A 26,876-nucleotide genomic window follows, 5' to 3' on the forward strand; every position below is an offset into this window, starting at 1 on the left:
TGAAAAAATCATCCGGAAATAGGTCTTTTGTTTCCATAAATATGTAAATATTAAATGTATAAAAAAAATTCTGCTCGATTTTAACCCAAGCAGAATTTTATACTTACACAGTTTTTGGTACAGTGTCTTTTTTTATTTGATAGGATTTTCTTCTTCCCATTTTTTCCAAGCAGTTTTATCCCCTTTTAACCAAAGAATGTATTGGGAAATTATTAATCCAGAAATTGCATCGTTTCCAAACATTTGTTTTCCAATATTTCTATCATTAAAATATTTCGATAATCTAGAACCACCATTAATTCCCCAATTGTTTCTTATCCACATTCCTAAACCTCCCATATGAGAATTAAACATAAAAGTATCTGTAGATTCTTTTAATTCTTTTTTAGCTTCGAAAGCTAATATTTTATCTAATTCTGTTAATGATTCATATAAATTTTTTGGAATGTATACATCGTCAATTTTTTCTAAAGTAAGTCTTTTTTCTTTTTCGATTCTTCTTTTTTCATTATCTTTTATCGTTTCTAATTCAGCAATTTTATCATCATAATTTCTGTAGCCTCCAAAGAATCTTGTTACATATATTTTATCAACTTCTTTAGGAATAAAATCAGTTTCAAATGTTGAATTTAAAAGATAATCTTCAATTTGTTTTTTATTGAAAATAGAATCTGTTTCCAAATTTTCGATTTCAAACTTTCCACTTCTATTTAAGTAGCCACTTATTTCTATCCGATGAAGTTTGTAGTTATTTTGAGAGCTTGAAGGAATAAATTTCAGATTTGAAAGCTTACCTATACTTTCGGCTATTGTTTCATATGTGTTGATGTTTTTAATATCAGTGATATATTTATATGGATATTCATAATTTGAAATTTTGCTTTTTATAGGTTCAATATTTTTTATAGTAGGATAAATAGAATCAAAATCAATATTAGATTTGATAATTTCTCCTTTATTTAAATCAAAAAGTGTTACCTTTTTTCTGTTATCTATAAGGAAAATAATATCATTTTTATTGAAAATGAAATTTTTAGTTAAAAAAATATCTTTCTCTGATAAAGATTTATTGTACTCTTTGTAGGTTGAGGTATAGTTTTCGAACAAATTTCTATTTTCGGTTTCATAAAATAGTCTGCATTTCTCTTTGTTTTTATCACAATTGGTAAACTCTTCAGAGGAATAAGTTTTAGCTATTTTTCCATCAATATAATAAGTAACATTTCTTTCCTCTAAATCCTGGCTGTTTATATAATTTGTAAAATAGATTATTTTTCTCCCATCATTACTTATTGCAAGAAAGAAAGGAAAACTTTCATCTAAATCAAATGATCTATTTAGTTTATAATATACCTTATTTTGTCTCAAACTATCACGTTCTCGATTAAAAAACACAATTGATTCACCTTTTAAATTAGGTATAAAATCATCATATGAAATAGATTTTAACTTATATATTCCATTAGAAGAGTAGGTTTCTGAGATTGGTGAAAAGCTTGACCATTGAGAAAAAATGGTAGTATAACCTGATATTAAGAGGATGAAGAATATGTAATATTTTATCATTAATTTTATTTGTGGTATTGATATTAAAACTATGAATAAAATTTATCTTTTGCTAAATAATTATTTATCCTCATTCAAAACCTTTATTGAAAAACTGACAATATATTTTATTGGCATAACGTTTGACTTATTTATACTCGCTTTTCTAAATGCTTTAGACAAGATTCAAATCTTAATAATGTTGTTATTATGAAAGGCTTTCGTCAGTTAAAAATAGTTTTACTGACACTTTGAACGTATAAAAAAATTATGAACATAGACAATTTGTCATTAGCACAAGTAATGGAAGAAGAAATCGAATTAATTCCTTTGATGAGTAAAGACGAAGAAAGTAAGCTAAATAAGCAAGATATTTCTTCGGTATTGCCTATTTTATCGTTAAGAAACACTGTCTTATTTCCGGGTGTGGTTGCGCCAATTACCGCGGGTAGAGATAAATCTATACAACTTTTAACACAAGCTTACAAAGAAGATCGCATTATTGGAGTGCTTTCGCAGAAAGAAATTGCTGTGGAAGATCCTACACAAGACGATTTGTATACAGTTGGTACAGTTGCGAAAATCATGCGAATGATAAAATTGCCAGATGGAAACATTACGGTGATTTTACAAGGGATGAAACGCTTCAAAGTTAAAGAATTTGTATCAAATGATCCTTATTTCAAGGCTGAAGTAGAAATTTTGACAGAAAAAGTTCCGACATCACGCAACAAAGAATATCCAATTATTATTGAATCAATTCGTGATTTAGCTTTTCAGATTGTAGAAGAAAATCCAATGTTGCCTTCGGAAGCTGCAGGAGCTATAAAAAGTATCGAAAGTAATACATTTCTAATCAACTTTGTAGCGTCTAATTTGACGTTAAGTTTAGATGAAAAACAGTTGTTATTAGAAATTTCTGATATGAAACTTCGCGCAATGGAAGTGATGCGTTTTATGAATGTTGAGCTTCAGAAATTGGAATTAAAGAATACGATTCAGAATAAAGTTCGCAAAGAATTAGATCAACAACAAAAAGAATATTTCTTAAATCAACAAATCAAATCGATTCAAGAAGAGTTAGGAGGAAATTCGACAGAAGAAGAAATCAATGAAATGCGCAAACGTGCTTTAACGAAAAGTTGGAGTGAAGAAGTAGCCAATCATTTTGATAAAGAAATCAACCGTCTTTCTCGTCTAAATCCGCAAATGCCAGAACATAATATTCAGCGTAATTACCTTGAATTTATGTTGGATTTACCTTGGAATACCTTGACAAAAGATAACTTTGATATCAAGAATGCAAAGAAAATTTTAAATCATGATCATTATGGTTTAGAAGATGTGAAAGAACGTATTTTGGAGCATCTTGCAGTCTTGAAATTGAAAGGAGATATGCGTTCGCCAATTCTTTGTTTATATGGACCTCCGGGTGTTGGTAAAACATCGTTGGGGAAATCTATTTCAGAAGCGATTGGGCGCAAATATGTACGTATGTCGTTGGGTGGTTTACACGATGAATCTGAGATTCGTGGTCATCGTAAAACTTATATAGGAGCAATGCCAGGACGAATTTTACAATCAATCAAAAAATCTGAATCTTCGAATCCGGTTTTTGTTTTAGATGAGATTGATAAAATGTCGGCTAGTGCGCATGGAGATCCTTCATCAGCAATGTTAGAGGTTTTAGATCCAGAGCAAAATTCAACTTTTTATGATAATTTCTTAGAAATTGGCTACGATTTGTCTAAAGTATTTTTCATTGCGACAGCTAATAATATTGGAGATATTCCAAGTCCGTTACGCGATCGTATGGAGATGATTAATATTGCAGGTTATACAATCGAGGAAAAATCTGAAATCGTAAAACGTCACCTTTTACCAAAACAATTAAAAGAACATGGCTTAAAAGAGAAAGATGTTGTGTTAGGTAAAAAAGAAATCGAATATTTGATTACGGGTTATACGCGCGAATCGGGAGTTCGAAAATTGAATCAGAAAGTTGCAAAATTGGTTCGTTCGGCTGCAAAACATATTGCGTTGGAAGAAGAATTTAATGCTAAATATTCAATCGAAGATATTTCGAAAATCTTAGGACCTTCAATCACGCCAGATCAATATGAGAACAACGAAGTTCCGGGGGTTGTGGTTGGTTTAGCTTGGACAAGTGTTGGAGGAGATATTTTATTTATCGAATCTATTTTATCTAAAGCGAAAAATGGTGGACTTTCGATTACAGGAAACCTTGGAACTGTGATGAAAGAATCTGCAACAATTGCATTAGAATACATCAAATCGCATGCGGATGAATTGGGAATTAATCCAGAAGTTTTCGAGAATTATAAAGTTCATATTCACGTTCCAGAAGGAGCAACGCCAAAAGATGGACCATCTGCTGGAATTACAATGTTGACGTCTTTAGTTTCGTCTTTTACGCAACGAAAAGTAAAAGCGAAATTAGCGATGACTGGTGAGATTACACTTCGCGGAAAAGTGTTGCCAGTTGGCGGAATTAAAGAGAAAATTTTAGCGGCAAAACGTGCAAATATCAAAGAAATTATTTTGTGCGAAGATAACCGAAAAGATATTGAAGAAATTAAAGCAGAGTATGTAAAAGGAATGACTTTCCATTTTGTAAAAGAAATGAAAGAAGTTTTGGATATTGCTTTAACGAATCAAAAAGTAAAAGGAGCAAAGGTTTTGGATTAATCTATAAATCTTTTTAGAACATATAAAAAGGAACTCAATTAGAGTTCCTTTTTTTGTTTATTATAGAATACTAATATCTTCTAAATTTGGATTTTTAGATTTAATTAAATTAATTTTCCATTCCCGTTTCCAATTTTTCAATTGCTTTTCTCTTAAAATAGCTTGACTAATTGAAGTAAAATCTTCAAAATAAATTAATGATTTTACATTGTATTTTTGAGTGAAAGCTGAACCAATTCCTTCTTTATGAGCTTCTATTCTTTTAATTAAATTGTTGGTAACTCCAATATAGAAAACAGTTCGATATTTGTTTGTAAGTATATAAACATAATATATTTTCATAAGAATTCCTTATATGATATGTTCCTGAAACGAGTTCAGGATGACTTCGTTAGATAAACTAATTTAAGGATTATTAATGATAATGTAGAGAAAGAATGTCAAGCTGAATTCATTTCAGCTTCGCATCAACATAAAAGGAACTCAATTTAGAGTTCCTTTTTTTGTATACTTTATCTTAACTTTAGTCTAAATCTTAACCTTAGTTTTACTTTATCTTATAAGCAATTCCCCAAAAAACAGGCATATTAAAAGGACCACTATATTTCCCATAACCAGGAATAACCAAAGGATCAATTCCTTGATCTTTTTTACCACCAATATAAGCTGCAGGATGTAAGGCTAATTCACCATAAAAATTCTTAAAAATCTCTACACGTCCACCGACAACAGCTTCTATCCAATAACTACTTACATTCGCTTTTGGCAAACTTCCTGTCCCTGTAATCTCATTTGATTGTAAATCTCTAATCGGATAACTATTGACGGTTTGCGAATATTTAGAATACGCAATTCGTCCACCAATGTAAATTCCGTTCGATTGATTTTCGATATCTTGCGTTATAAACCAGTTTGCACCAAGTTTTGCAAAAACGCCGTCAACATCAACATCCCAATTGATTTCATTGAAATTATTTTTCTCGAAACCAGCTTCTACAACGGCATGCCACTTATTATTGATTTGATAAGAAGCATAAGCGCTAACTCCTTTTTTATCGTTGAAAGCAGAAACAATTGGATTGAAAACATCTACACCGATAAAAATATCGTGGTATTTTTTCTTTGGAATAGAATCTGTAACCGAAACTTTTGTTGAATCAGTTTTATTTTCTTGACCAAATGCAAAATTAATTGCGCTCGTCAGCAAAAAGCTTAATAATAGTTGTCGAACCATCTTTAATTTCAGTATTTACAGTTTCTATTTTCTTTATCCAATTTCCAGCTCCATTTCCAGTTTTTGTTACCAATTTTACATCAACTCCTTTAAAAGTTAATCCAAAACCACAAGCTTTAGAAGTATAGCCATTTCCAAGCGTATCGTATTTTAAAATCAATCGATCACGTTTTGCAGGAATTGTTCTGATGACTTTACCCGTTATAGAATCTTTTACATCTATATCTGGACCTTGCGCTATAGTATAATAAATTTCTTTTTTTGAATTATTACGCAAAGCAATTCCGAAACTCGTTTTTCCTAAAGCAGAATTTTTTTCGATTAAGACAGTATCTTTACTCGTTCCTGTAGCTTCTCTAATTCCTTTCGTAATCGAATCATTATATACATACGCCCAATAATAAATCGAATCTTCTAAAGGAACATTTGTTCCATCATAATACATATCAGCAACCATGCGAGGAACATCACCTTCGTCGGTACAAATATCATCGTCTTCGCAACTATAAAATGCTAAAGAAATTATAGAAGCGAAAATTGAATAAGCCAGAAAACGTTGAATATTTTTCATTTTTTTTTGATTGAATTTTAAATTCGCTCTAAAAGTACAATATTTTCGACATGATGCGTTTGTGGAAACATATCAACTGGCTGAACTTTAACAATTTTATAGTGATCTTTCATCAATTCTAAATCGCGCGCTTGTGTAGCAGAGTTACACGAAACGTAAACAACACGTTTAGGATTCATGAACAAAATATTTTCAACTACTTTTTTATGCATTCCATCACGTGGAGGATCAGTAATAATTACATCTGGAATTCCGTGTTCGTTAATGAAATCTTGATTCAAGACATCTTTCATGTCACCACAATAGAAATCACAATTATCAATTCCATTAAATTTTGCTGCCGCTTTTGCTGCATCAATTGCTTCTTGAACAGATTCTACACCAACTACTTTTTTCGCTTTTTTCGAAACGAATTGCGCAATCGTTCCAGTTCCAGTATATAAATCGTATACTAATTCATCTCCAGTTAAACCTGCAAAATCACGTGTTAATTTATATAATTCGTAAGCTTGTTCTGGATTTGTTTGATAGAAAGATTTTGGACCAATTTTGAAGTTCAAATCTTCCATCTTTTCCATAATATGATCATCTCCAGCAAAAACTTCGATATCTAAATCATAAACAGAATCGTTTTGTTTTGGATTGATTGCATACAATAATGAAGTAATTTCTGGGAATTTATCTTTCAAGTTTTGTAAGAAAGCTTCACGATTTTCTTTTTCTTCACGGAAAAATTGAACCAAAACCATTACTTGTCCATTCTGAGAAGTTCTGATCATTAACGTTCTCAATAAGCCTTCTTGATTTTTTAAGTCAAAGAAATCCAAGTGATGTTCTAATGCAAATCGTTTTGCTTCGACACGAATCGCATTCGAAGGATCACGTTGTAAGTGACATTTTGTAACATCCAAAACTTTAGACCAAGCGCCAGGAATATGGAATCCAACTACGTTACGGTCGTCAAATTCTTTCCCAGACTGAATTTCTTCTAACGTTAACCAACGTGCATTAGAAAAAGTAAATTCTAATTTATTACGATAAAAATATTGTTCTTTAGAACCTAAAATTGGAACAATTTCAGCATCTAAATCTTTGAAACCTCCGATACGAACTAAATTGTTAACTACTTCGTCGTGTTTAAATTTTAGTTGCGCATCATAGCTCATATCCTGCCATTTACAACCACCACAAACACCAAAATGCTCACATTTTGGCTGAACACGATAAGGCGATTTTGTGTGAATTTCGATTGCTTGTCCTTCTAAATAGCTGCTTTTTTTCTTCAAAACGTGTACATCTACAACGTCTCCTGGAATCGCACCTTTTATCAGAACCGTTTTTCCTTCATCTGTTTTACCAACCGATACACCTTTTGCACCAGCACGTAAAACTTCTATATTATTTAATATGATTTTTTGTTTCGCTTTTCTTGACATTTTGCAAAGGTAAGCAAGTCCCCGAAATATTCAATTTTTTATCTTTTTTTGGAATCAATCTTTGTATTTTAAATAAAATTTTTACTTTTACAACATAAAATCTATCGGTTTTATAGATTATTATTTTATTGAATAAATTCATTTAGGATAATTTTCTTTAAATTGTTTAAAAAATAGGTTTGTTATTTAAATTATTCTATTAATTATATTTATTTAGAAAAATAATATAATTTTGAAATCAGAAATGAAACAAGAAAAATGAAAAAAATAGTATTTAATATGTCAATGTATATGTGCCACTCGTTAAAAGAGGAGGAATATATTGTGATGTATTAATTACGAAAATAATAATTCATGAACTCCTCCAAAATTTTGAGGAGTTTTTTATTGTCAAAAAATAAGTTAGAAAGTTAGAAAGAATGTCAAGTCAAGAAAAAAATTATTTAAATCAGCTAGAAGACGAAGCAATCTACATTTTGAGAGAAACAGCTGCTCAATTTGAGCGTCCAGCATTGTTATTTTCAGGAGGAAAAGATTCGATTGTTTTGATTCATTTAGCTTTAAAAGCCTTTCGTCCAGGGAAATTTCCTTTTCCTTTGGTACATGTAGATACAGGACACAATTTTCCTGAAGCGATAAAATTTAGAGATTATTTGGTTGATAAAATCGGTGAAAAATTGATTGTAGCCTCTGTAGAAAATGCTATAAAAAAATATAATCTGAAAGAAACTTCTGGCCGTTTTCCTTCTCGTAATGCCTTGCAAACGTATGCGTTATTAGATGTGATTGAAGAAAATGAATTTGATGCATGTATTGGAGGAGCTCGTCGCGATGAAGAAAAAGCACGTGCAAAAGAGCGTATTTTCTCAGTTCGTGATGATTTTGGCCAATGGGACCCGAAACTTCAACGTCCTGAATTGTGGAATATTTTGAACGGAAGAATTGAAAAAGGACATAATGTTCGTGTTTTTCCGATTAGCAATTGGACAGAATTAGATGTTTGGAATTATATCAAACAAAATAACATCGAATTGCCAAATTTATACTTTGCTCACGAGCGTGAATGTATTGTTTACAATGATAAATTAATAGCGACTTCAGATTTTATTCAGCCAAATGCAGACGATGAAGTTGTGGTAGAAAAAGTACGATACAGAACGGTTGGTGATATGACGTGTACAGCGGCTGTACCTTCAGATTCTTCTACGATTGAAGATATTATTATTGATATTATCAATACAAGAATTAGCGAAAGAGGACAAACTCGTTTGGATGATCAATTGTCAGAATCGGCGATGGAAGAACGTAAAAAACAAGGTTATTTCTAAGTCAAAATTTTTTTAAACAAAACTCTATAATATCTATAGGAATTAAGTAAAATGAATGCATTAAAATTTATAACAGCAGGAAACGTAGACGATGGTAAAAGTACTTTAATAGGGCGTTTACTTTACGATTCGAATAGTATTCACACCGATCAATTGGGTGTTTTAGAAAAACGTAAATCAAATGAAGACGACGAAATTGATTTGTCTTTGATTACAGATGGTTTACGTGCCGAGCGCGAACAAGGAATTACAATAGACGTAGCGTACAAATATTTTTCGACTGCAAAACGAAAATTTATTATTGCAGATGCGCCTGGACATGAGCAATACACGCGAAATATGATTACAGGAGCTTCAAATTCAGAGTTGATTATTATTTTGGTTGATGCACGTAAAGGAATCACTTCTCAAACAAAACGTCATGCAAGTATTGGATCGTTAATGGGAATTAAAAAAGCAATTATCGCCATTAATAAAATTGATTTGGTTGATTATTCACAAGATATTTTCGAAAAGATAAAAAATAATTTTCAACAAATTCAAGATCAATTGAATTATGATGAAGTAACTTTTATTCCAGTTTCTGCTTTGGTTGGCGATAATATTGTCGAAAAATCTGCAAAAACGCCTTGGTACAATGGAGAAACATTATTGCATCAATTGGAAACAATTTCGATTGAAACAGATAAAAATTTAGCAGCTCGTTTTCAGGTTCAATGGGTAATTCGTCCAAAAGATGAAGAGCATCACGATTATAGAGGTTATGCGGGGCAAATTTTGAGTGGAGCCTACAAAGTTGGGGATTCTATTAAAGTTTATCCATCAAATATCGAATCAAAAATTGTTAAAATAGAACGTCATTTGGAAGAAGTACAACATGCTGAAGCAGGAGAAAATGTTGTGATTCATCTCGAAAATAATATAGATATCAGTAGAGGAGACACAATTGTAAAAACTTCCGAAGAACCGCAAACTACAAATGTGCTAAAAGCGTGGATTTGTTGGTTAGACAATAATGCATTACAACAAGGAAAAACGTATGTGTTGCAACATCGTTTTCATTCGGTTCGTGCAAAAATCAAAACAATCGATCAACAATGGGATATTAATAATTGGGAATTTATTCCATCTGAAGAAATCAAGTTAAATGATATTGGACAAGTGGTTTTAAAAACAAATCAACCTTTATTTTTCGATTCTTTCAAAGAAAATATTCATACAGGAAATGCCATTTTGATTGACGAAACAACAAAAAATACAGTCGCAGCTTTAATGTTTATTGACTAAAATTCGTCAGTTCGAGTGATTTTTAGAAATGAATTTATAAAAATTATATCGAGAACTAAGATGAATTTTATTTTCCATAATTTTTTATCGATACAAAATTCCACTCGAATTGACGATTTCATTAATAAAATTATCTAAAATATAAAGGTTTCAAAATATCAATTCAATCTTATCAATCAACTAATTTATTACAAACATGCAAACAACAATAGGAAAAGTAATTTTGGCCGGTGCTGGTCCAGGAGATCCAGAATTGGTGACGCTCAAAACATTAAATTATATCAAAAAAGCGAATGTTATTTTGACAGATCGCTTGGTTTCTCCAGTGTTAATAGATGAATATGCGTCGAAAGATGCGTTGGTTATTTATGTCGGAAAACAATGTTCGAAAGGAATTCATACGCCTCAAAAAGATATTAACGATATGATGATTGAGTTTGTAATGCAAGGAAAATTAGTGGTTCGATTGAAAGGAGGTGATGCTTCACTTTTCTCTAATATTTTGGACGAATTAGAAACCTTGAAAAAAAATCATGTTCCGTACGAAATAATTCCAGGTATTTCGGCTGCTTTTGGTGCTGCAGCTTACACGAGAATTCCATTGACAGCGCGAAATCATTCGAAAGGAGTTCGCATGTTGACGTTGTGCGATTTGAAATCTATTGAACACAAACAATGGAAAGATTGGGCAAAAACGTCTGATACATTGGTTTTTTATATGAGTGTACAGCGTTTGCAAACTTTAGCTGATCAGTTGATTTTGAATGGAATTGATACCGAAAAAGGTTTAGCAGTTATTCAACAAGCGACAACTCCAGATCAGAAAACGCAAGTTTTTTATTTTTGAAAATATTGTAGAAAAACATTTACCAACCTTTGATTTTGTACCAACTTTAATTATCGTTGGTCATGTTGTTAATTTGCATCAATCATTCGCTTGGTTAGATGAACAACCAACTTCCAACTCATATTTTGATAACCATAAAACAACAATTTCTTATGCTAGCTAACGAAAAATTGAACTTAGTAAAAAGTTTAGTCAAAGAATTATCACGTGACGAAATTATTTGGACAAATGGTTATTTGGCTGGATTAGTTGCAAATCAGACACAAGATGAGCCGAAAGAACAAAGGGTTTTAACCTCAATCAAACCTACAATAATCTATGGAACTGAAACAGGAAATGCGAAGAAATTAGCCAATCAATTGCTTGGAATTTTTAAGAAGAATAAAATTCAAGCTAAAGCGATTGATGCGTTTCAATATCCACTCGAAAAAATTGAAAAAGAAGAATTTTTAATTTTAATTTTTAGTACGCAGGGAGATGGAGATTTACCTCAAAATGCTCAAAAATTCTATGATAATTTGAGTAACTCTGATCTAAAATTAAATCAAACTAAGTTTGCTGTTTTTGGTTTGGGCGATACGTCTTATCCGTTTTTCTGTAAATCAGGAGAAGAAATTGATGAATTATTTGGAAAACTAGGCGCACAACGCGTTTTCGATTTGGTAAAAGTAGATTTAGATTATCAAGAAATTGCCGAAAATTGGTTTGCGGATATTTTAAAAACTATTCAATCAGAAGGAAGTTCAACGGTTGTACAACCTCAAAAATTGCAAAGTTCTTCAACGCAGAAAAAATCGTATGAAGGAATTGTAAAGCATAAAATCGTTTTGAACGACAGAGGTTCAAACAAAGAAACCTATCATGTCGAAATAGCAGTTGATGAGCAAGTCGATTACGAACCTGGTGATGCTTTGGGTGTTTATCCAAAAAATAATCAAACCGAAATTTTAGCAATAGCAAAGCTTTTTAATGAAGAAAATCGCGCGAAAGAACTTGAAGAAAAAAATATTAGAGCACTTTCTAAAAAATCAATCGATCAATTTGCAACGATTTTGAATGTAGAAATTCTCGAAACTAAAATTGATTTAATTGATTTGTTGACAAAATATTTTTCGTCAGAATCTACAATAAAATTTGATGATATTTTAAATCTTTTGCATCCAATTGCACCACGTTTATATTCGATTTCATCATCGAATGAAGCACATGATAATGAAATTCATTTAACGGTTAGTCTGAATACTTTTTCAGTTTCAGATCAACAAAAAACTGGATTATGTTCTCAGTTTTTAGCAGATTTTGAGCAAGGTAAATCCATAGAATTTTACATTCATAAAAATAAAAACTTCAAACTTCCAGATGAAAATCAATCGGTAATTATGATTGGTCCAGGAACAGGAATTGCACCTTTTCGTAGTTTTTTGACACATCGTGATGCAATTGGCGCAGAAGGTAAAAACTGGTTGTTTTTTGGTGAACAACATTTTGTTTCGGATTTCTATTATCAAACTGAAATTCAGGAATGGCTTTCGACAGGAGTTTTGAGCAAATTAGATACAGCTTTTTCTAGAGATCAAAAACATAAAATTTATGTACAAGATCGAGTGAAAGAACAAGGAAAAGAGCTTTACAATTGGTTAAATGAAGGTGCTTATTTGTATGTCTGTGGACAAAAAGATGGAATGAGTACAGATGTAGAAAGTGCTTTGATCGAATTAATTGCAAAAGAATCAAATCAAGATGAGGTTTCAGCGAAAAATTTTCTGGAACAATTACAAGAAGAAGGTCGTTACCAAAAAGATGTCTACTAATCAACCAATAACTAACAAAATGAGTATAGAAAAACAATCTCCTATTGAAGGAATTAAAATAAAAAGTGACGGACTTCGCGGTACGTTAAAAGAGAGTATAGAGCTGGATAATCACACCGGAAATGTGCGTGCAGATGACGAAGCTTTGGTGAAATTTCACGGAATGTATGTGCAAGATGATCGCGATAGACGAGAAGAACGCGCAGAAAAAAAGTTAGACAAATTGTATTCGTTTATGATTCGTTTGCGTATTCCGGGTGGAATTATTGACGCTGATAAGTGGTTGGCAATTCATGAAACTTCTGAACAATATGGAACAGGCGTTTTGAAAATTACAACGCGTCAAACCATTCAATTGCACGGAATTTTGAAACATCAATTGCGCCCAACTTTACAATCTTTTGACCAAGCAACGTTAGATTCTATTGCGGCTTGTGGTGATGTGAACAGAAATGTAATTGCGAGTTCTCACCCTTTGGTTTCACCTATTCACGCTCAAATTCATGCGTATGCAGATAAGTTATCTAAACATTTGTTGCCTAAAACCCAAGCGTATTACGAAATTTTTGTAGATAATGAAAAGATTTATGAGCGAGAAACTGAGAAAGATGAGTTATACGAAGACCGCTATTTACCTCGAAAATTTAAAATTGCAATCGCTATTCCGCCAACTAATGATGTAGATGTTTTTGCAAATGATTTGGGACTGATTGCGATTATCGAAAATAATGAATTGAAAGGTTTCAATATCGCTGTTGGTGGAGGTTTGTCTACAACTCACGGAAATCCAAATACATATTCGCGTCTAGCAACCGAAATTGGTTTTGTAGATTCTGAAGAAAAAGTGTTGAAACTGGCTTATGAAGTATTGACAATTCAGCGTGATTTTGGTAATCGTGGCGATCGAAAATTAGCACGATTAAAGTATACAGTTGATAAGTTAACAGTTGATGGTTTCAAGTCTGAATTAGAAAAACGTATTGGTTTTAAATTAGCACCTTCTCAACCATATCAATTTACAGAGCGATCGGATATTTATGATTGGCGACAAGTGAATAACGGAACGTGGTATTACACTTTATTTGTGGAGAATGGAGTTGTACAGCCCAATCAGAAAGCATTTTTACACGAATTGGCTTTATTGAATATCAATAATTTCATTTTTACAGCGAATCAAAATTTATTATTAGGTGAAATTTCGACTGATAATAAAGCTAAAGTTGAACAGCTTTTAGAGAAATATTCTATTCACAAAGATATTAGTGAACTTCGAAAAAATTCGATGGCTTGCGTGGCATTACCAACTTGTCCATTGGCTTTGGCAGAAGCACAGCGTTATTTACCAGAGTTAATCACTAAAATAGAGCCTTTGCTAGAAAAACATCAACTTCAAAATGATGATATTTCTATTCGTATGACGGGGTGTCCAAATGGTTGCGGTCGTTCGTATGTTTCGGAGATTGGTTTTGTAGGGACTTCTGCTGGACATTATAATTTGATGTTGGGAGGTGATCGATATGGTGTTCGTTTGAACAAAATTTACAAAGAAAAAGTAAATGAAGCAGAGATTTTGAATGAATTAGATCAAGTTTTCGAAAGTTATACAAAAGAAAAAATAGATAATGAAACATTCGGAGATTTTACCTATCGAAAATATTTTTCGGTTAATTAAAAAACTGATGATTTTCGGATGTTTTTGTTTTGTATCGAAAAGTTTTGCTCAGAAAAATGTAACCCATCAAAATTTGTTGTGGTATGGTTACTATAATACGTTGGTGATAAGCGAAAAATATTCGGTTTTGAGTGAAATTCAAGAACGTCATTTTATAGATCCAAGTGTTCAACATCAATTGATTTTTAGATCAAATTTGCAACGAAAACTTGATGAAAATTGGAATGTTTCTAGTGGAATAACTTATTTTTTGCAAAGTCCAAATGATCCAAATTCTGAAAGTGATTTGGTTGTTCCAGAAATTAGACCTGATATTGGTTTTGGTTATCAACAAAAGTTGAAAAATTTTACAATTAATCATCGTTACAAGGCTGAAGCAAGATTTTTTCATGATACAGAAAATGACGAATTGACAGGTGGTTTTCGTTTTTCTAATCTTCGATTTCGCTATCAATTAGGTGTCGATATTCCTTTGGTAAAAGATCATAAAACCAATAAAAATAAATTGGTTGCGAAAATAAAAGATGAAATAATGGTGAATGTAGGACGAAAAATCGTGAAAAATACATTCGATCAAAATAGAATTTATGGTGCGTTAAATTATTCTTTCCATCCATCATTTTCTATAGAATTAGGATATATGAATTGGTATCAACAACGGAGTAATGGTGTTGATTTTTATAGCCGAAATATTTTCCGTTTATCACTGTTTCATCAGATTTCGCTAAAACAATATAAGAACAATGAAAAATAATTTATTCCCGATATTTTTAAAAACAGAACATTTGCGCTTCCTGATTGTTGGCGGAGGAAATGTAGGATTAGAAAAGGTTACGACGCTAATCAAACAAAATCCTTCGGTCAATTTGAAAGTTGTAGCAAAGGAATTTAAACAAGAATTGAAAGATGTTTTTTCACAATATCCATCAATTAAATACGAAACTCATGCGTTCGAATCGAGTGATTTGGAAAATATAGATTTAGTGATTGTCGCAACCGATAATAATGAAACTTCGAGAGAAGTGAAGCAAAAAGCAAATGCAAAAGGAATTTTGGTTAATGCAGCTGATCAGCCCGATTTGTGCGATTTTTATTTAGGTTCGATTGTGAATAAAGGTCATCTTAAAATTGCGATTTCTACAAATGGACAATCTCCTGTTATGGCAAAACGTTTGAGAGAATATTTTTCTGATGTTATTCCAGATTCAATTGATGAAAACATTGAAAGTTTAAATAAAATTAGAAATAGTCACAAAGGAGATTTTAATCAAAAACTAACTGATTTGAATCATTTAACTTCTTCTTTTGAAGGAAAAAAATCGACTAAAAAATACAAACGTTTAGTAACCGAAATTACATTGATATTTTTTGCATTATTCTTAGGATATGCTTTGTCATCAATCGTAAGTTTTTCGGAAGCGAAAGATTTTGTGATTCACATTCCAAATGTTTTTTACATTATGTTGGCTGTTGGTTTTTTCGCTCAAATGGTCGACGGAGCCGTTGGTTTGGGATATGGTGTAACGTGTTCCACAAGTATGATGTTGTTTGGCGTTAATCTGCCTTCAATAAGTGGTAGTATTCATACTGCCGAAATGTTTTCGAGCGGAATTAGTGGTTTTTCGCATTATAGATTTGGAAATGTAAACAAAAAATTATTGGTTGCTTTGGCTATTCCAGGCGTTATTGGAGCAGTTTCGGGATCATTATTATTGGTTTATTTGGGAAACAAATACGAAACCATTACTTACGGAATATTGGCTTCGTACACCTTAATCATCGGAATTCGATTAATTATTTTAGCATTCAGAAAAAAAATCGAACGCAAAAAAGTAAAACGAGTTGGGTTTTTAGGATTTGCCGGAGGTTTTTTAGATGCTTTTGGTGGTGGAGGTTGGGGACCTGTCGTGACATCAACTTTATTAGCAAAAGGAAAAAAATCAAACTTAGTAGTAGGAACAGTTAGTTTAGCCGAGTTTTTTGTGACACTTTCTGCATCGTTGACTTTTTTTGCAGCTTTGGGCGTAAGTCATGGTTTTATCATTGCAGGTTTAATAATTGGAGGAGCTTTAGCAGCGCCAATTGCAGCGAAATTAGCAGGCAAAATACCTCAGAAAGTAGCTATTTTGGCTGTAGCTTTTTTAGTGATCACATTTAGTATTCGTATTCTTTTTAAAATTTTCTAAATTTTATATATCATTTCTAACAATCAAAACACTCTTCATCTCGTATGTTGAGTGTTTTTTATTGTTCATTATTTAAGACATATTTAGTTAAAATATATTTTGTGACAGGTTTCAATGTTTTGCCATTTTCGGGATGTAAACCGTAATTTGTATAAAATTCTACTTCACCATTTTTCTTTGTATACCAAACTTTATCAAGTGCATTTTCAAAATTTAAAGTATCAGGTTTTGTGATTTTCTTCAATTGAAAAACAGTTTCGTTATATGGAACAGCATTCATTTGAGGCGAAGTTTCTTCGCATTCTATTTCTTCATAATGATTTTCTTTCCAAATCATACAAGACGAATTTTGATTGATTGAATTAAGAAATAATCCTCCGCTAGCCAAAATAGTTGCAATGCCACTTCCAGCAATTACTTTATTTCGTTGAAGTTTTATTTTCTCAAAGAAATTATTCTTTTTTGATGGAAGATTAATTATTGATTCCTCTTCAGGAATATTATCATCTATTATTGGTTTTACCGATACGATTTCTTCTACATTAACTTCTTTTTCATCACTTTTTATCAGCTGATTTTTTTGATTAAAATCTCCAAAACTTTCATAACCGATATAATGAGCAAGAATATTTAATACATCAATAGAAATATTCTTATCATTAATTTCATTTTTCTCGAATGCTTCATAATATCTCGAAATCGTTTTTGTGCTAATCGGGAAATTATAATCATCAATAAAAATTGTATTTAGATAAGTTGATAATGCATTTTTACTTGAACTCCCACATTCATTTTTTGCTTTCTCAAAAACTTTTTCGAATAGATATTTTTTCGTAGACATTTCACTTTTAATTCTTTTACAAAGTAGACAAATTTTGGACAAAATAAATTACGGTTTCACGTAAAGCGAGCTGTCTAATAATTGTCCAAAACTTGTCCATTGTTTGTCTAACAGCGACTTTGTGTTCTGTATTTACTTTGCAATAGAAATCAAAACAAAAACAAAAAACTTGATTTCTGAAAACGTAGTCTCGAAAATAGTTGAGGTGATTTGAAGGGAAGCATTTTTCCTGAATTGTTCTCAAGATTACAAAAACTTCCCACTAAAGAAGCGCTTCTTTTTTTCTCGTGTACACTACTCGCAATCTGTTTTGTGAGGAAGAGCACCTATATCAAAAAATTAAAAATTTAAGCTATGTTACAATTATTATTCGCTTTATTGGGATTCTTTTTTCCAAATCAAAATGCAAACACAATTTCACAAGATCAACATCCAATTGTACAAACATCAACCGATAGTATAGACGGTGATACAAATGGAGAAAAAGGGGATGTTCCTGTAAAAAAATAAATTATGGACGGGTAGAGAAATCTATCCGTTTTTTATTTAGCTTTATTGAGTAAATACAATGATTTGAGAAAAATTTTATTTTTTGGTATTATACTTTTAATAACTTCATGCCAACAGTCTAAAAACAAAGAGATTGAACAAAATTATTTTGAAAGTAAAGCTTATGATGTTGCTTGGAAGTTTTATGAGAAGAAAGAAAATGATAGTGCGTATATTTATTTTAATAAGGCATATTCAGAATTTTTAAAAAATAAAAATATTCATAAAGCATCAAAATGTTTGATAAACATGGCTTTTATTTCTAAAGATCAAGGAGATTGGTTTGGAAGTCAAGAATTGATTATTTCTTCAATAAAATTATTAAATCCTCGAATAAAAGATGAAAGAGAAACTCTTTCTAGTGCGTATAATATTTTAGGACAAAGTACACATGAATTAGGAAATTATAAGGAAGCTATAAATTATTATCAAAAAGCAATAGATTTTTCTACAGAAAAAGATGTTTATATTATCAATCAAAATAATATTGCAAACAGTTATCGATATGATAGTCAGTATGATAAAGCGATAAATATTTACGAGGAATTATTAAAAGATAAGACTACAATTGAAAATCCAAAAGAATATGCGCGAATTACTGATAATTTAGCATATACCAAATGGTTAAAAGACAATAAATCGAATGTTGTAAATGAATTAAATAAAGCATTAAATATTAGATTAAAGGAAAATGATTTGTGGGGACAAAATGCAAGTTATGCGCATTTAACAGATTATTTTTCAAATTTAGATCATAAAAAAGCATTGGATTACGCTCATAAAAGAAAACAAATTGCTTTCGAAAATAAGAGTGTAGGTGATAAATTAGAAGTTTATCAGCAACTAATTTTATTAGAAAATCCTACAAATGCAAAACAATATTTTGAAGCTTACCAAAAGCTAAACGATAGTATTCAGTTAGAACGTAACAGAGCGAAAAATCAATTTGCGTTGGTGCGTTATGATTCGGAGAAAAATCGTGCAGATTTTTTGAAAGCCGAAGCAGAAAACGAAAAGAAGAAAAATGATATTTTAAAACTTTATATTCTAATCGGTTTATTGATCGTCCTGTTTGTTTTTGGATATTTTTTATACAGAAAAAGAAAGCAAAAATTAGAGCAAGAGAAAGTTTTGTTGCAACAAGAAAAGGTTTTGGAAGTCAAGAAAACGGAACTGAAATATTCGAAGAAAGTACACGATAAAGTGGCGAACGGAATTTATTATGTGATGTCTGATATTGAGAATAAATCAGAATTTAATCGTGATGAAATCTTAGATAAATTGGAAGTTGTTTATGAAATTTCGCGCGATATTTCTTATGACAAAATCGAAGAAAATCAACAAGAAAATTTTGCCGAAAAATTAGCGCAGTTGATAAGTTCTTATGATTCGGAACAAGTCAAAATATTTTTGATTGGAAATGAAAAACAACTTTGGAAAAAAGTAAAAGATTATGCTAAAACAGAGGTTTTCTTAGTGATGCAAGAATTGTTGACGAACATGAAAAAACATAGCGAAGCTTCACGAGTTATACTAAATTTTAAAGAAGAAAACCAACAAATTATTATCAATTATTCAGATAATGGAATTGGGATTTCGGACTTAAAACCTAAAAATGGTTTGCAAAATACGGTTTCACGTATTTCTAATCTAAACGGAGATGTTATTTTTGAAACTGAAAATGTGAATGGTCTAAAAATTAAGATCATATTTCCAATTCAATAACCTAAATAAAAAGTATGTTTAAAAAAGTATTAATTGCAGAAGATTTTGAGAGTTTTAATATTTCAATTCAGAAAGTTTTAAAAGATTTACATGTAGAAAATCCTGATTATGCTTTTTATTGTGATGATGCATTCTTGAAAGTGAAAAAAGCATTGCACGACAATCAACCTTATGATTTATTGATTTCTGATTTGTCTTTTGAAGAAGATCACCGCGAGCAAAACTTGAAAGGAGGAAGAGATTTAATTGAAGCTGTAAAAGCAATTCAGCCAAATTTGAAAATGATTGTTTTTTCGGTAGAAAAGAAAGCGGATATGGTGGATAATCTTTTCAAGGAATACCATATAGATGGGTTTGTGGCGAAAGGAAGAGAAGATTCGAAAGAGTTGAAAAAAGCGATACAAACTGTTTTTGCGGGCGGAATGCATTTGGAATTGGACATGAAACGTAGTATCAAACAAAAAAATACGTATGAAATAACTTCGTATGATGTTACGTTAGTTTCTTTGCTTTCGAATGGAATTTTGCTAAAAGATATTTCAAATCACTTAAAACAAAATAATATCAAACCTGCAAGTCTAAGTAGTGTAGAAAAGAGATTGGGCTCATTAAAAGAGTCGCTACAAATTACAAGTAATCATCAATTGGTTGCGTTTTTCAAAGATTTGGGAAGTATTTAACCCAAATCTTTACACCATTTATCTACAAAAATCTGTTGCAATTGCTCAATTTCTTTTTCGTAAATCGTATTTTTTCGTGAACCAAAATAGAGTGTATTTTCCAACGGTTTTTCACCTTGCCAAACCAATTTTATTTTACCAGAATTTAGTGCTTCTTGACATAAAAAGTCGGGAACAATAGAAAAGCCATTTCCATCGCTCAAACAACGAATAATAGAACTGATATTTGGGACAATATAATTTGGTTTGAAATCTGGATGTTCTTTAAAATTTTCTTTCCAAAAATGTTGCTCCGCAGCAGCTAATTTTTGAATCGGTTCTAAAATAAAATTATACAAAATTTTTCCTTTTTCAGTCGGAACCATTTTTCGCGCCGATCGATCAAATAATTTGTAGCCTGTATAGGCTTCTAACGAATTGAGATGTAAGATAACACCAGGTTGTGAAATAAATAATTGTTGTGCAGCAGCAGATAAAGTTCCAGTTTCGTAAATTGCTTTAAACGTTCTGAACCATTCAAGATTTGATTGCTTAACTTCTAAATTTTAATTTTCATCATAAGGTAAATCGTCAGGATCTACATCAATATAATCGGGGTTTGGTAAGGTCGAAAGTCGATACGCTTTTATTGTTTTCAAATCCAATAAATTTGCTTTTACAACACGATGCATTCCGTCCATCAATTTTCCATAAGGACAAACAATAATTTGCTGTGATTTAGAAAATTATAATTAAAACAAAACCCTCCATTTTTAGGAGGGTTTTAAATTTTATTCTGCAAGAAGTTTTTTTATATCTTCTTTTAAAAATTCTATTTCAGGATGATATTTTCCAGCTAGAGAAGGTTCTTTTCCTTCAGGATCTTTGTAATTCAGTCCCGAATAAAACAGTATTGGAACACCCATTTTATCATATCGACTTCTGATATTTCCTTGTTTATCAACCAATGCAAGTTTTCCGCTGTGATTTAGACCTTCGGCAGTTGTTTCGTCTTTTCCAACATAAATATTGAATTTATCCGAAAGTTGCTCAATTTCTTCTCGATCCGAAGTCAAATAATGCCAATTCGGTGATTTTACACCAATTTGTTTTGCATATTCTAACAATCGTGCAGGTGTATCTCGTTTTGGATCAATTGTAATCGAAATAAAACCAAGGTTTGCATCATTTATTTCATCTTCTATTGTGCGTAAATTGTTACTCATTACTGGGCAAATCGTTGGACAACTTGTAAAGAAAAATTCTACAACGTACACTTTTCCTAACATATCACGATTTGTAATCGTTTGATTATTTTGATTTGTCATCGAAAATTCCGGAACTTTCATTACCGTGTAAAGTTCATCTTTAGGCTTATTTTTTAGCCAAAAAACAGTTCCTATAACGCCTAAAATAATAACAATAACGGCTATTAATTGTTTATTCATGGATATGTTTTTCAGGATTTTTTAGAAACTCTTCTTTGCACATTGTCGAACAAAAACCATACGTTTTTCCTTGGTAATTAGCTGTGTCACTCAAATGATCTGCAGTTTTCATTCCGCAAATTGGATCAACTTCGTTCACAACCGCAACATCCAATTTAGTTACAGCTTTCATTTCTTCGTGAGAAACATGCTTTACTTCAAAATTCTCTTGTTTTGTTTGCTCTTTATTACAAGAAAATAATGCAAACCCTAAGACTATTAAAGAGAATGTGTTTTTTAAATTTTTCATTTTAGATTGTTTATTTGTTTTTAATTAATTGTTATCTGATTCTATAGTTTAGATCTATAAAAGAAAAATTAAACAATTGGAGGATGAAAAACTAAACGAATAATATAGTTAGAATTAATATCTTGATAATGATCAGTTGATAATTTATTTTTTTGCGTAAAATACTTTTTTGGAGAAATAATTTGTTTTTGAGGAACAATCGCATCTAAAATTTTGACCGAATTTTTGACAAAATGATTTTCTGGCTGATTCTTTTCACTTTTCGAAATTTCTTCTTTCAAATAGCAAAAACCATTACAAAGTAATTCAGGTTTTTCTCGATTTTCACAAAGTTCATTTGCGATTTCTTCATAATTTAAAACATAATCTATCATCGGCATTAAAGGACGAAATGCGATAGAAAATATGAGTGATATGAAAAATAGTATGCGCAAAAAACTAATTTATTGACAAATTTAACCAAATTGATTGAGGTTGAATATGATAAAATTTATGATTTTAAAAGAAAGATTTATCATAATCTTCACTTTTATGTTCTGTAAAATTTTTACCTTAAAAAAGATTTTACAATCTATAAATATTTATGAAAAAAAGTAAGATTTTAGATTTTACAACAACCGAAGAACTAATGCATTTTTTGGTCGAAAATCAAGAAGAAAATCCTCTCTATAAAAATGTGATAAAGAAGTTTGAATATGAAAATGAGTTACTAAAACTGCAATCAGAGTTAGTAAATCTTCAAAATTGGATTTCGACAGAAAAGAAAAAAGTTGCAATCATTTTCGAAGGACGAGATGCTTCAGGAAAAGGAGGTACAATTCGCCGTTTTCGCGAGCATCTTAATCCGCGTTCTATGCGTGTTGTTGCATTGAATAAACCTACAGAAGTCGAACAAAATCAGTGGTATTTTAATCGTTATATCAAAGAGTTACCAAATGCTGGTGAAATTGTTTTTTTTGACAGAAGTTGGTACAACAGAGCAGTTGTAGAGCCAGTTATGGGATTTTGTACCGAGCAACAATATGAGCAATTTATGGTGCAAGTTTCAGAATTTGAACATATGTTGTACGAATCAGGGACATATATTGTCAAATTGTGGTTTTCTGTGACTAAAGAGGAGCAGCAAACACGTTTTGATTCGAGGTTAAATAATCCGCTTAAAAAGTGGAAATATAGTCCAGTCGATGCAAAAGGACAAGAGCTTTGGGATGAATTTTCGCATTATATCAATCAAATGTTTACGCGCACGCACAACTCTTTTTCGCCTTGGATTATTGTCAACGCAAATGATAAAAATACGGCAAGATTAGAATCTATTCGTTATGTGCTTTCTTTGTTTAATTATAAAGGAAAAGAGGATGCCGAAGTAAATTTAATGGTAGATCCAAATGTGATTGAACGTTATTATCGAATGGTAAAAGAATTGAATCATTAATTTTAAATTGTAAGAAAATGGAGCTAAAACCGAAAGATTTAAAATTAATCGAAACCAAAAAAGGTCTTGTTGGACTTTTACAATCTGATCATGGAAAGTTGAATTTTGCGAAAGCCTTGCGTACTGTAAAATATGAAAATAGGATAGAGCAATTACAAGAAGAATTGATAAAATTACAAACTTGGGTAGCCGAAAATAAACGAAAAGTTGTGATTGTTTTTGAAGGTCGAGATGCAGCTGGGAAAGGAGGTGCAATTCGTCGAATTGTAGAACATCTAAATCCTCGTGAACATAGAATTATAGCACTGCCAAAGCCTAATGAAGTAGAACGAGGACAATGGTATTTTCAACGTTATGTTCGTCAGTTACCACGTGCAGGAGAAATTGTTTTTTTTGATAGAAGTTGGTACAATAGAGCTGTTGTAGAGCCTGTAAATGGGTTTTGTACACAAGAGGAATATGAAACTTTTATGAACGAGGTAAATGATGTCGAGAAAATGTGGATTAATTCGGGAATATATTTGATTAAAATTTATTTTTCGATTACAAAAGAACAACAAGCAAAACGTTTTGCGGATATTGTAAATTCACCAACCAAACGATGGAAGTATAGCTCTGTAGATCAAAAAGCGCAAGATTTGTTTGATGTTTATTCAGCTTATAAAGATGTAATGTTTACGAAAACAAATACAGATTTTGCTCCTTGGAAAATCATTGATGCCAACAAAAAGTACAAGGCTAGAGTAGAGGCGATGGAATATATTTTGTCTAAAATACCTTATGATGATAAAAATAAACGTATTTTGAAACATCAAAACTTAGAAGAAGAAAATTAATTATCAAACCTAAAACTATGGTTGAATTTGATTTAAATGATTTAGAAAAAATAAATAATAAGCAAGAAATCATTGATTTTTTGGTTAGACATGATATTATAAAAGAAAAGAAGTTCAAAGAACAACTCGCTTATGAGAAAGAATTAAAAGAACTTCAAGAAAAATTGTTAGAAATACAATCTAAAGTTATTCAAGAGAATAAACGTGTGTTAATTATTTTTGAAGGTCGTGATGCAGCTGGAAAAGGAGGAACAATTTCGAGAATAACAGAATTTCTAAACCCTAAAAAATATCGTGTTGAAGCATTACCAAAGCCGACTGAAATAGAACAAGGACAATGGTATTTTCAGCGATATTTTAAAGAATTACCAAATGCAGGTGAAATTGTATTCTTTGATCGTTCTTGGTATAATCGTGCTGTTGTAGAGCCTGTTTTCGGATTTTGTACGGAAGAACAACATACAAAGTTTATGAAACAAGTAGTAGAAGTAGAAAAGCTTTTGCAAGATGATGGAATTATTTTGGTTAAAATTTTCCTGTCGATTTCGAAAGAAGAACAAGCAGAACGATTACAAGATCGGAAAGATGACGAAATGAAACAATGGAAATTAGGAACATTGGATCAAAAGGCACAAGAGTTATGGGATGTTTATACCAATTACATTGACAAAATGTTTCAGCAAACAGGAACAGAAAGTTCATCTTGGCTAGAAATTGTGACAGATGATAAAAAAACTGCTCGACTTTTAGCGATGAAATCAGTCGTAGCACAATTAACAAATCAATCTTTTGAAGATGATTTAATAAAAAATCATTCATAAAAGAAAGAGAATCATTTGTATAATCAAGATTTTTGATTAATTTTGCACCCACATTGTTCAACCTCTGACGAAAGACGTTTAAGTTGCTCAATTCAAATAAATTGAAATTATAATAATGGAAAATTTAGTAAAATACGTACAAGAGAAATACGTAGCTAAAAAAGAGTTCCCAGCTTTCGCAGCAGGTGATACTATTACAGTTTATCAAGAAATTACAGAGGGTGGAAAAACTCGTGTTCAGTTCTTTAAAGGGGTTGTTATCCAAAGAAGAGGACAAGGAACTACAGAAACTTTCACAATCCGTAAAATGTCTGGAGATGTTGGTGTAGAGCGTATCTTCCCAGTTAACATGCCAGCGTTACAAAAAATTGAAGTAAACAAAAAAGGTAAAGTTCGTAGAGCTCGTATCTTCTACTTCAGAGCATTACGTGGTAAAAAAGCTCGTATCAAAGACGCTGCTTACTAAAAACTGCTTTTTTAGGAAAAATATAAAATCCGTTCGATTATCGAACGGATTTTTTTTGGCTGATTTTGAAAGTTTAATATAAAATATTAAATTTTACCATTTCTTAACATTCTATTAAGAGTTGAAAAAATAGTTTAATATTTTATTGAAACAAGTAATCCCTAAAATTATTCTATATATTCTTTTATTACTTGGTTTATTTTTGTATTTGAATTGTAGAGTAATTCTTAAGTGTTTTTTTTAATACTTTTATTGTTAACAATTTTAACACAAGAGATGAGAAAAAAACAATTTAGAATTTTTAGTCTTCTTTTTGTTCTTGGATCGTTTGCTTATGCTCAAACTACAGGTCATGTAAAAGATTCTGATGGTTTTCCAGAAGCAGATGTAGAGGTAAAAATAAAAGGGACTGATAAGGCAGCTTACACAGATGAAAATGGAGATTTTAATATTGATGCCAAAATCGGTGATATTTTAATTATTAAAGGCAAGGAAATTACCGTTACTTCTGAGAATTTAGGAGATTTATCCACTCAATTAAATCCTAAAAGTGAGAATATAGATTTAGGAACTGCAGTTGTAACTGGATATTCTACACAACGTAAGGAAGAGGTAACCGCTGCAGTTTCTGTTGTAAATGCAAAAGACTTAATGGATGCTAAATCTCCGAACATTACCAATTTATTACAAGGTAAAGTTGCAGGTCTTAGAATTACAAGTAGCTCTGGACAACCAGGTTCAACGGCTTCATTACGTTTAAGAGGAAAAACAAGTATTTCTGCAGGAACAGATGCTTTATGGGTAGTTGATGGAGTGATTTATCATGGAACACCAAATATTAATCCAAATGATGTTGAAACAATTTCTGTATTAAAAGATGCTGCTGCAACTGCGCAATATGGTTCTCGTGGAGCGAATGGAGTAGTAGTTGTAACAACTAAAAGAGCCAGAGGAAATGGATTGGTTGTAAATGCAGATTATTCTACAAGTTATAATCGTTTCAATCCAGGGAAATTCGAAGTAATGAACGGAAATGAATTATATAATTTGTTTCTGTCGTACTTCATGACTTCGTAGACTTTAAATATAATTATTTTAGTTTTAATTTTAGTATTTCATAAGGAGTTTTTCCTTTAAAAGATCCATGTGGTCTATTGAAATTATAAAAATTTTCCCATTGT

General features: G+C 31.2%; 26 protein-coding genes and 1 pseudogene. 16 read left to right on the top strand and 11 right to left on the bottom strand.

What is annotated here, in order from left to right; translation table 11 throughout:
- Window positions 1-132 precede the first annotated feature (132 nt).
- Window positions 133-1,566 carry a DUF6794 domain-containing protein gene (locus G0Q09_RS11945; protein WP_219035038.1) on the bottom strand — a complete coding sequence of 478 codons (1,434 nt, stop codon included), beginning with the start codon at window positions 1,564-1,566 and terminating at the stop codon, window positions 133-135.
- A 249-nt stretch (window positions 1,567-1,815) separates the two neighbouring features.
- Here G0Q09_RS11945 and lon point away from each other — a divergent pair, with 249 nt between their 5' ends.
- Window positions 1,816-4,254 carry an endopeptidase La gene (gene lon / locus G0Q09_RS11950; protein WP_219035039.1) on the top strand — a complete coding sequence of 813 codons (2,439 nt, stop codon included), beginning with the start codon at window positions 1,816-1,818 and terminating at the stop codon, window positions 4,252-4,254.
- Window positions 4,255-4,314: 60 nt separating this feature from the next.
- Here lon and G0Q09_RS11955 read toward each other — a convergent pair whose 3' ends face one another.
- The 4 genes from G0Q09_RS11955 to rlmD all read right to left on the bottom strand — a co-directional run bounded on the left by G0Q09_RS11955 (window position 4,315) and on the right by rlmD (window position 7,495).
- Window positions 4,315-4,596 (bottom strand): GIY-YIG nuclease family protein, encoded by a 282-nt coding sequence (locus tag G0Q09_RS11955; protein WP_219035040.1) that lies wholly within the window; start codon window positions 4,594-4,596, stop codon window positions 4,315-4,317.
- Between the two features lie 205 nt (window positions 4,597-4,801).
- Window positions 4,802-5,488 carry a DUF6048 family protein gene (locus tag G0Q09_RS11960; RefSeq protein ID WP_219035041.1) on the bottom strand — a complete coding sequence of 229 codons (687 nt, stop codon included), beginning with the start codon at window positions 5,486-5,488 and terminating at the stop codon, window positions 4,802-4,804.
- The gene (locus G0Q09_RS11965) at window positions 5,442-6,059 is read right to left on the bottom strand and encodes a DUF6452 family protein (RefSeq protein WP_219035042.1); all 618 of its coding nucleotides are present in this window, start codon (window positions 6,057-6,059) and stop codon (window positions 5,442-5,444) included. Before G0Q09_RS11965 ends, G0Q09_RS11960 begins: the two co-directional genes overlap by 47 nt.
- Window positions 6,060-6,076: 17 nt before the next feature.
- Entirely contained in the window at window positions 6,077-7,495 is a 1,419-nt protein-coding gene (rlmD, locus tag G0Q09_RS11970) for a 23S rRNA (uracil(1939)-C(5))-methyltransferase RlmD (protein WP_219035043.1), read from the bottom strand.
- 419 nt (window positions 7,496-7,914) lie between these two features.
- On the opposite strand from rlmD, the gene cysD reads away from it, so the two are divergent.
- The 7 genes from cysD to G0Q09_RS12005 all read left to right on the top strand — a co-directional run bounded on the left by cysD (window position 7,915) and on the right by G0Q09_RS12005 (window position 16,626).
- Window positions 7,915-8,823: a sulfate adenylyltransferase subunit CysD gene (cysD, locus tag G0Q09_RS11975; protein ID WP_219035044.1), complete on the top strand. Its 909-nt coding sequence runs from the start codon at window positions 7,915-7,917 to the stop codon at window positions 8,821-8,823.
- A gap of 51 nt (window positions 8,824-8,874) precedes the next feature.
- Window positions 8,875-10,110, top strand: coding sequence for a sulfate adenylyltransferase subunit 1 (locus tag G0Q09_RS11980; RefSeq protein ID WP_219035045.1), 1,236 nt, complete (start codon window positions 8,875-8,877; stop codon window positions 10,108-10,110).
- A gap of 196 nt (window positions 10,111-10,306) precedes the next feature.
- Window positions 10,307-10,957, top strand: coding sequence for a uroporphyrinogen-III C-methyltransferase (cobA, locus tag G0Q09_RS11985; protein WP_257468222.1), 651 nt, complete (start codon window positions 10,307-10,309; stop codon window positions 10,955-10,957).
- A 152-nt stretch (window positions 10,958-11,109) separates the two neighbouring features.
- Window positions 11,110-12,768, top strand: a complete 1,659-nt coding sequence (locus G0Q09_RS11990) for a diflavin oxidoreductase (RefSeq protein WP_219035046.1) — start codon at window positions 11,110-11,112, stop codon at window positions 12,766-12,768.
- 19 nt (window positions 12,769-12,787) lie between these two features.
- Window positions 12,788-14,440, top strand: coding sequence for an NADPH-dependent assimilatory sulfite reductase hemoprotein subunit (locus tag G0Q09_RS11995; protein WP_219035047.1), 1,653 nt, complete (start codon window positions 12,788-12,790; stop codon window positions 14,438-14,440).
- Window positions 14,391-15,194 (top strand): DUF2490 domain-containing protein, encoded by an 804-nt coding sequence (locus G0Q09_RS12000; RefSeq protein WP_219035048.1) that lies wholly within the window; start codon window positions 14,391-14,393, stop codon window positions 15,192-15,194. The genes G0Q09_RS11995 and G0Q09_RS12000 overlap by 50 nt, the downstream gene beginning before the upstream one ends.
- Window positions 15,184-16,626, top strand: a complete 1,443-nt coding sequence (locus tag G0Q09_RS12005) for a TSUP family transporter (RefSeq protein ID WP_219035049.1) — start codon at window positions 15,184-15,186, stop codon at window positions 16,624-16,626. The genes G0Q09_RS12000 and G0Q09_RS12005 overlap by 11 nt, the downstream gene beginning before the upstream one ends.
- A 58-nt stretch (window positions 16,627-16,684) precedes the next feature.
- Here the strand turns inward: G0Q09_RS12005 and G0Q09_RS12010 are convergent, their stop codons facing one another.
- On the bottom strand, window positions 16,685-17,467 hold the full coding sequence (locus G0Q09_RS12010) for a hypothetical protein (RefSeq protein ID WP_219035050.1): 783 nt from the start codon (window positions 17,465-17,467) through the stop codon (window positions 16,685-16,687).
- Between the two features lie 354 nt (window positions 17,468-17,821).
- On the opposite strand from G0Q09_RS12010, the gene G0Q09_RS12015 reads away from it, so the two are divergent.
- The 3 genes from G0Q09_RS12015 (at window position 17,822) to G0Q09_RS12025 (ending at window position 20,421) form a co-directional block, all read left to right on the top strand.
- Window positions 17,822-17,977, top strand: coding sequence for a hypothetical protein (locus G0Q09_RS12015; RefSeq protein ID WP_219035051.1), 156 nt, complete (start codon window positions 17,822-17,824; stop codon window positions 17,975-17,977).
- Window positions 17,978-18,265: 288 nt separating this feature from the next.
- Entirely contained in the window at window positions 18,266-19,741 is a 1,476-nt protein-coding gene (locus G0Q09_RS12020; protein WP_219035052.1) for a tetratricopeptide repeat-containing sensor histidine kinase, read from the top strand.
- Window positions 19,742-19,755: 14 nt separating this feature from the next.
- Entirely contained in the window at window positions 19,756-20,421 is a 666-nt protein-coding gene (locus G0Q09_RS12025; RefSeq protein ID WP_219035053.1) for a response regulator, read from the top strand.
- Here the strand turns inward: G0Q09_RS12025 and G0Q09_RS12030 are convergent.
- From G0Q09_RS12030 to G0Q09_RS12045, 5 genes and pseudogenes are all read right to left on the bottom strand, one after another.
- A pseudogene (locus G0Q09_RS12030) lies at window positions 20,418-20,951 on the bottom strand (LysR family transcriptional regulator); the annotation flags it as partial. The gene G0Q09_RS12025 and the pseudogene G0Q09_RS12030 sit on opposite strands and share 4 nt — an antisense overlap.
- Before the next feature lie 15 nt (window positions 20,952-20,966).
- Complete coding sequence (locus G0Q09_RS15020) at window positions 20,967-21,101, bottom strand: hypothetical protein (RefSeq protein ID WP_257468223.1); 135 nt, start codon at window positions 21,099-21,101, stop codon at window positions 20,967-20,969.
- A gap of 90 nt (window positions 21,102-21,191) precedes the next feature.
- On the bottom strand, window positions 21,192-21,848 hold the full coding sequence (locus G0Q09_RS12035) for an SCO family protein (RefSeq protein WP_219035054.1): 657 nt from the start codon (window positions 21,846-21,848) through the stop codon (window positions 21,192-21,194).
- Entirely contained in the window at window positions 21,841-22,137 is a 297-nt protein-coding gene (locus G0Q09_RS12040; protein ID WP_219035055.1) for a YHS domain-containing protein, read from the bottom strand. The genes G0Q09_RS12035 and G0Q09_RS12040 overlap by 8 nt, the downstream gene beginning before the upstream one ends.
- Window positions 22,138-22,205: 68 nt before the next feature.
- A complete protein-coding gene (locus tag G0Q09_RS12045; RefSeq protein WP_125348816.1) occupies window positions 22,206-22,511 on the bottom strand; it encodes a hypothetical protein in 306 nt (101 codons plus the stop codon).
- 254 nt (window positions 22,512-22,765) lie between these two features.
- Between G0Q09_RS12045 and ppk2 (G0Q09_RS12050) the strand changes: the two genes are divergently transcribed.
- From ppk2 (G0Q09_RS12050) to G0Q09_RS12070, 5 genes are all read left to right on the top strand, one after another.
- Window positions 22,766-23,572 carry a polyphosphate kinase 2 gene (ppk2, locus tag G0Q09_RS12050; protein WP_312150877.1) on the top strand — a complete coding sequence of 269 codons (807 nt, stop codon included), beginning with the start codon at window positions 22,766-22,768 and terminating at the stop codon, window positions 23,570-23,572.
- Between the two features lie 17 nt (window positions 23,573-23,589).
- Window positions 23,590-24,408, top strand: coding sequence for a polyphosphate kinase 2 (gene ppk2 / locus G0Q09_RS12055; protein ID WP_125348818.1), 819 nt, complete (start codon window positions 23,590-23,592; stop codon window positions 24,406-24,408).
- A 17-nt stretch (window positions 24,409-24,425) separates the two neighbouring features.
- Window positions 24,426-25,229 carry a polyphosphate kinase 2 gene (gene ppk2 / locus G0Q09_RS12060; RefSeq protein WP_219035056.1) on the top strand — a complete coding sequence of 268 codons (804 nt, stop codon included), beginning with the start codon at window positions 24,426-24,428 and terminating at the stop codon, window positions 25,227-25,229.
- A gap of 115 nt (window positions 25,230-25,344) precedes the next feature.
- Window positions 25,345-25,695 (top strand): 50S ribosomal protein L19, encoded by a 351-nt coding sequence (gene rplS, locus G0Q09_RS12065; protein WP_019975296.1) that lies wholly within the window; start codon window positions 25,345-25,347, stop codon window positions 25,693-25,695.
- Window positions 25,696-25,971: 276 nt separating this feature from the next.
- Complete coding sequence (locus G0Q09_RS12070; RefSeq protein ID WP_219035057.1) at window positions 25,972-26,772, top strand: TonB-dependent receptor plug domain-containing protein; 801 nt, start codon at window positions 25,972-25,974, stop codon at window positions 26,770-26,772.
- The last annotated feature ends 104 nt before the right edge of the window (window positions 26,773-26,876 follow it).

Source organism: Empedobacter falsenii (genome assembly GCF_019308355.1).
In the GTDB taxonomy this organism is placed as follows: Bacteria; Bacteroidota; Bacteroidia; order Flavobacteriales; family Weeksellaceae; genus Empedobacter; species Empedobacter falsenii_B.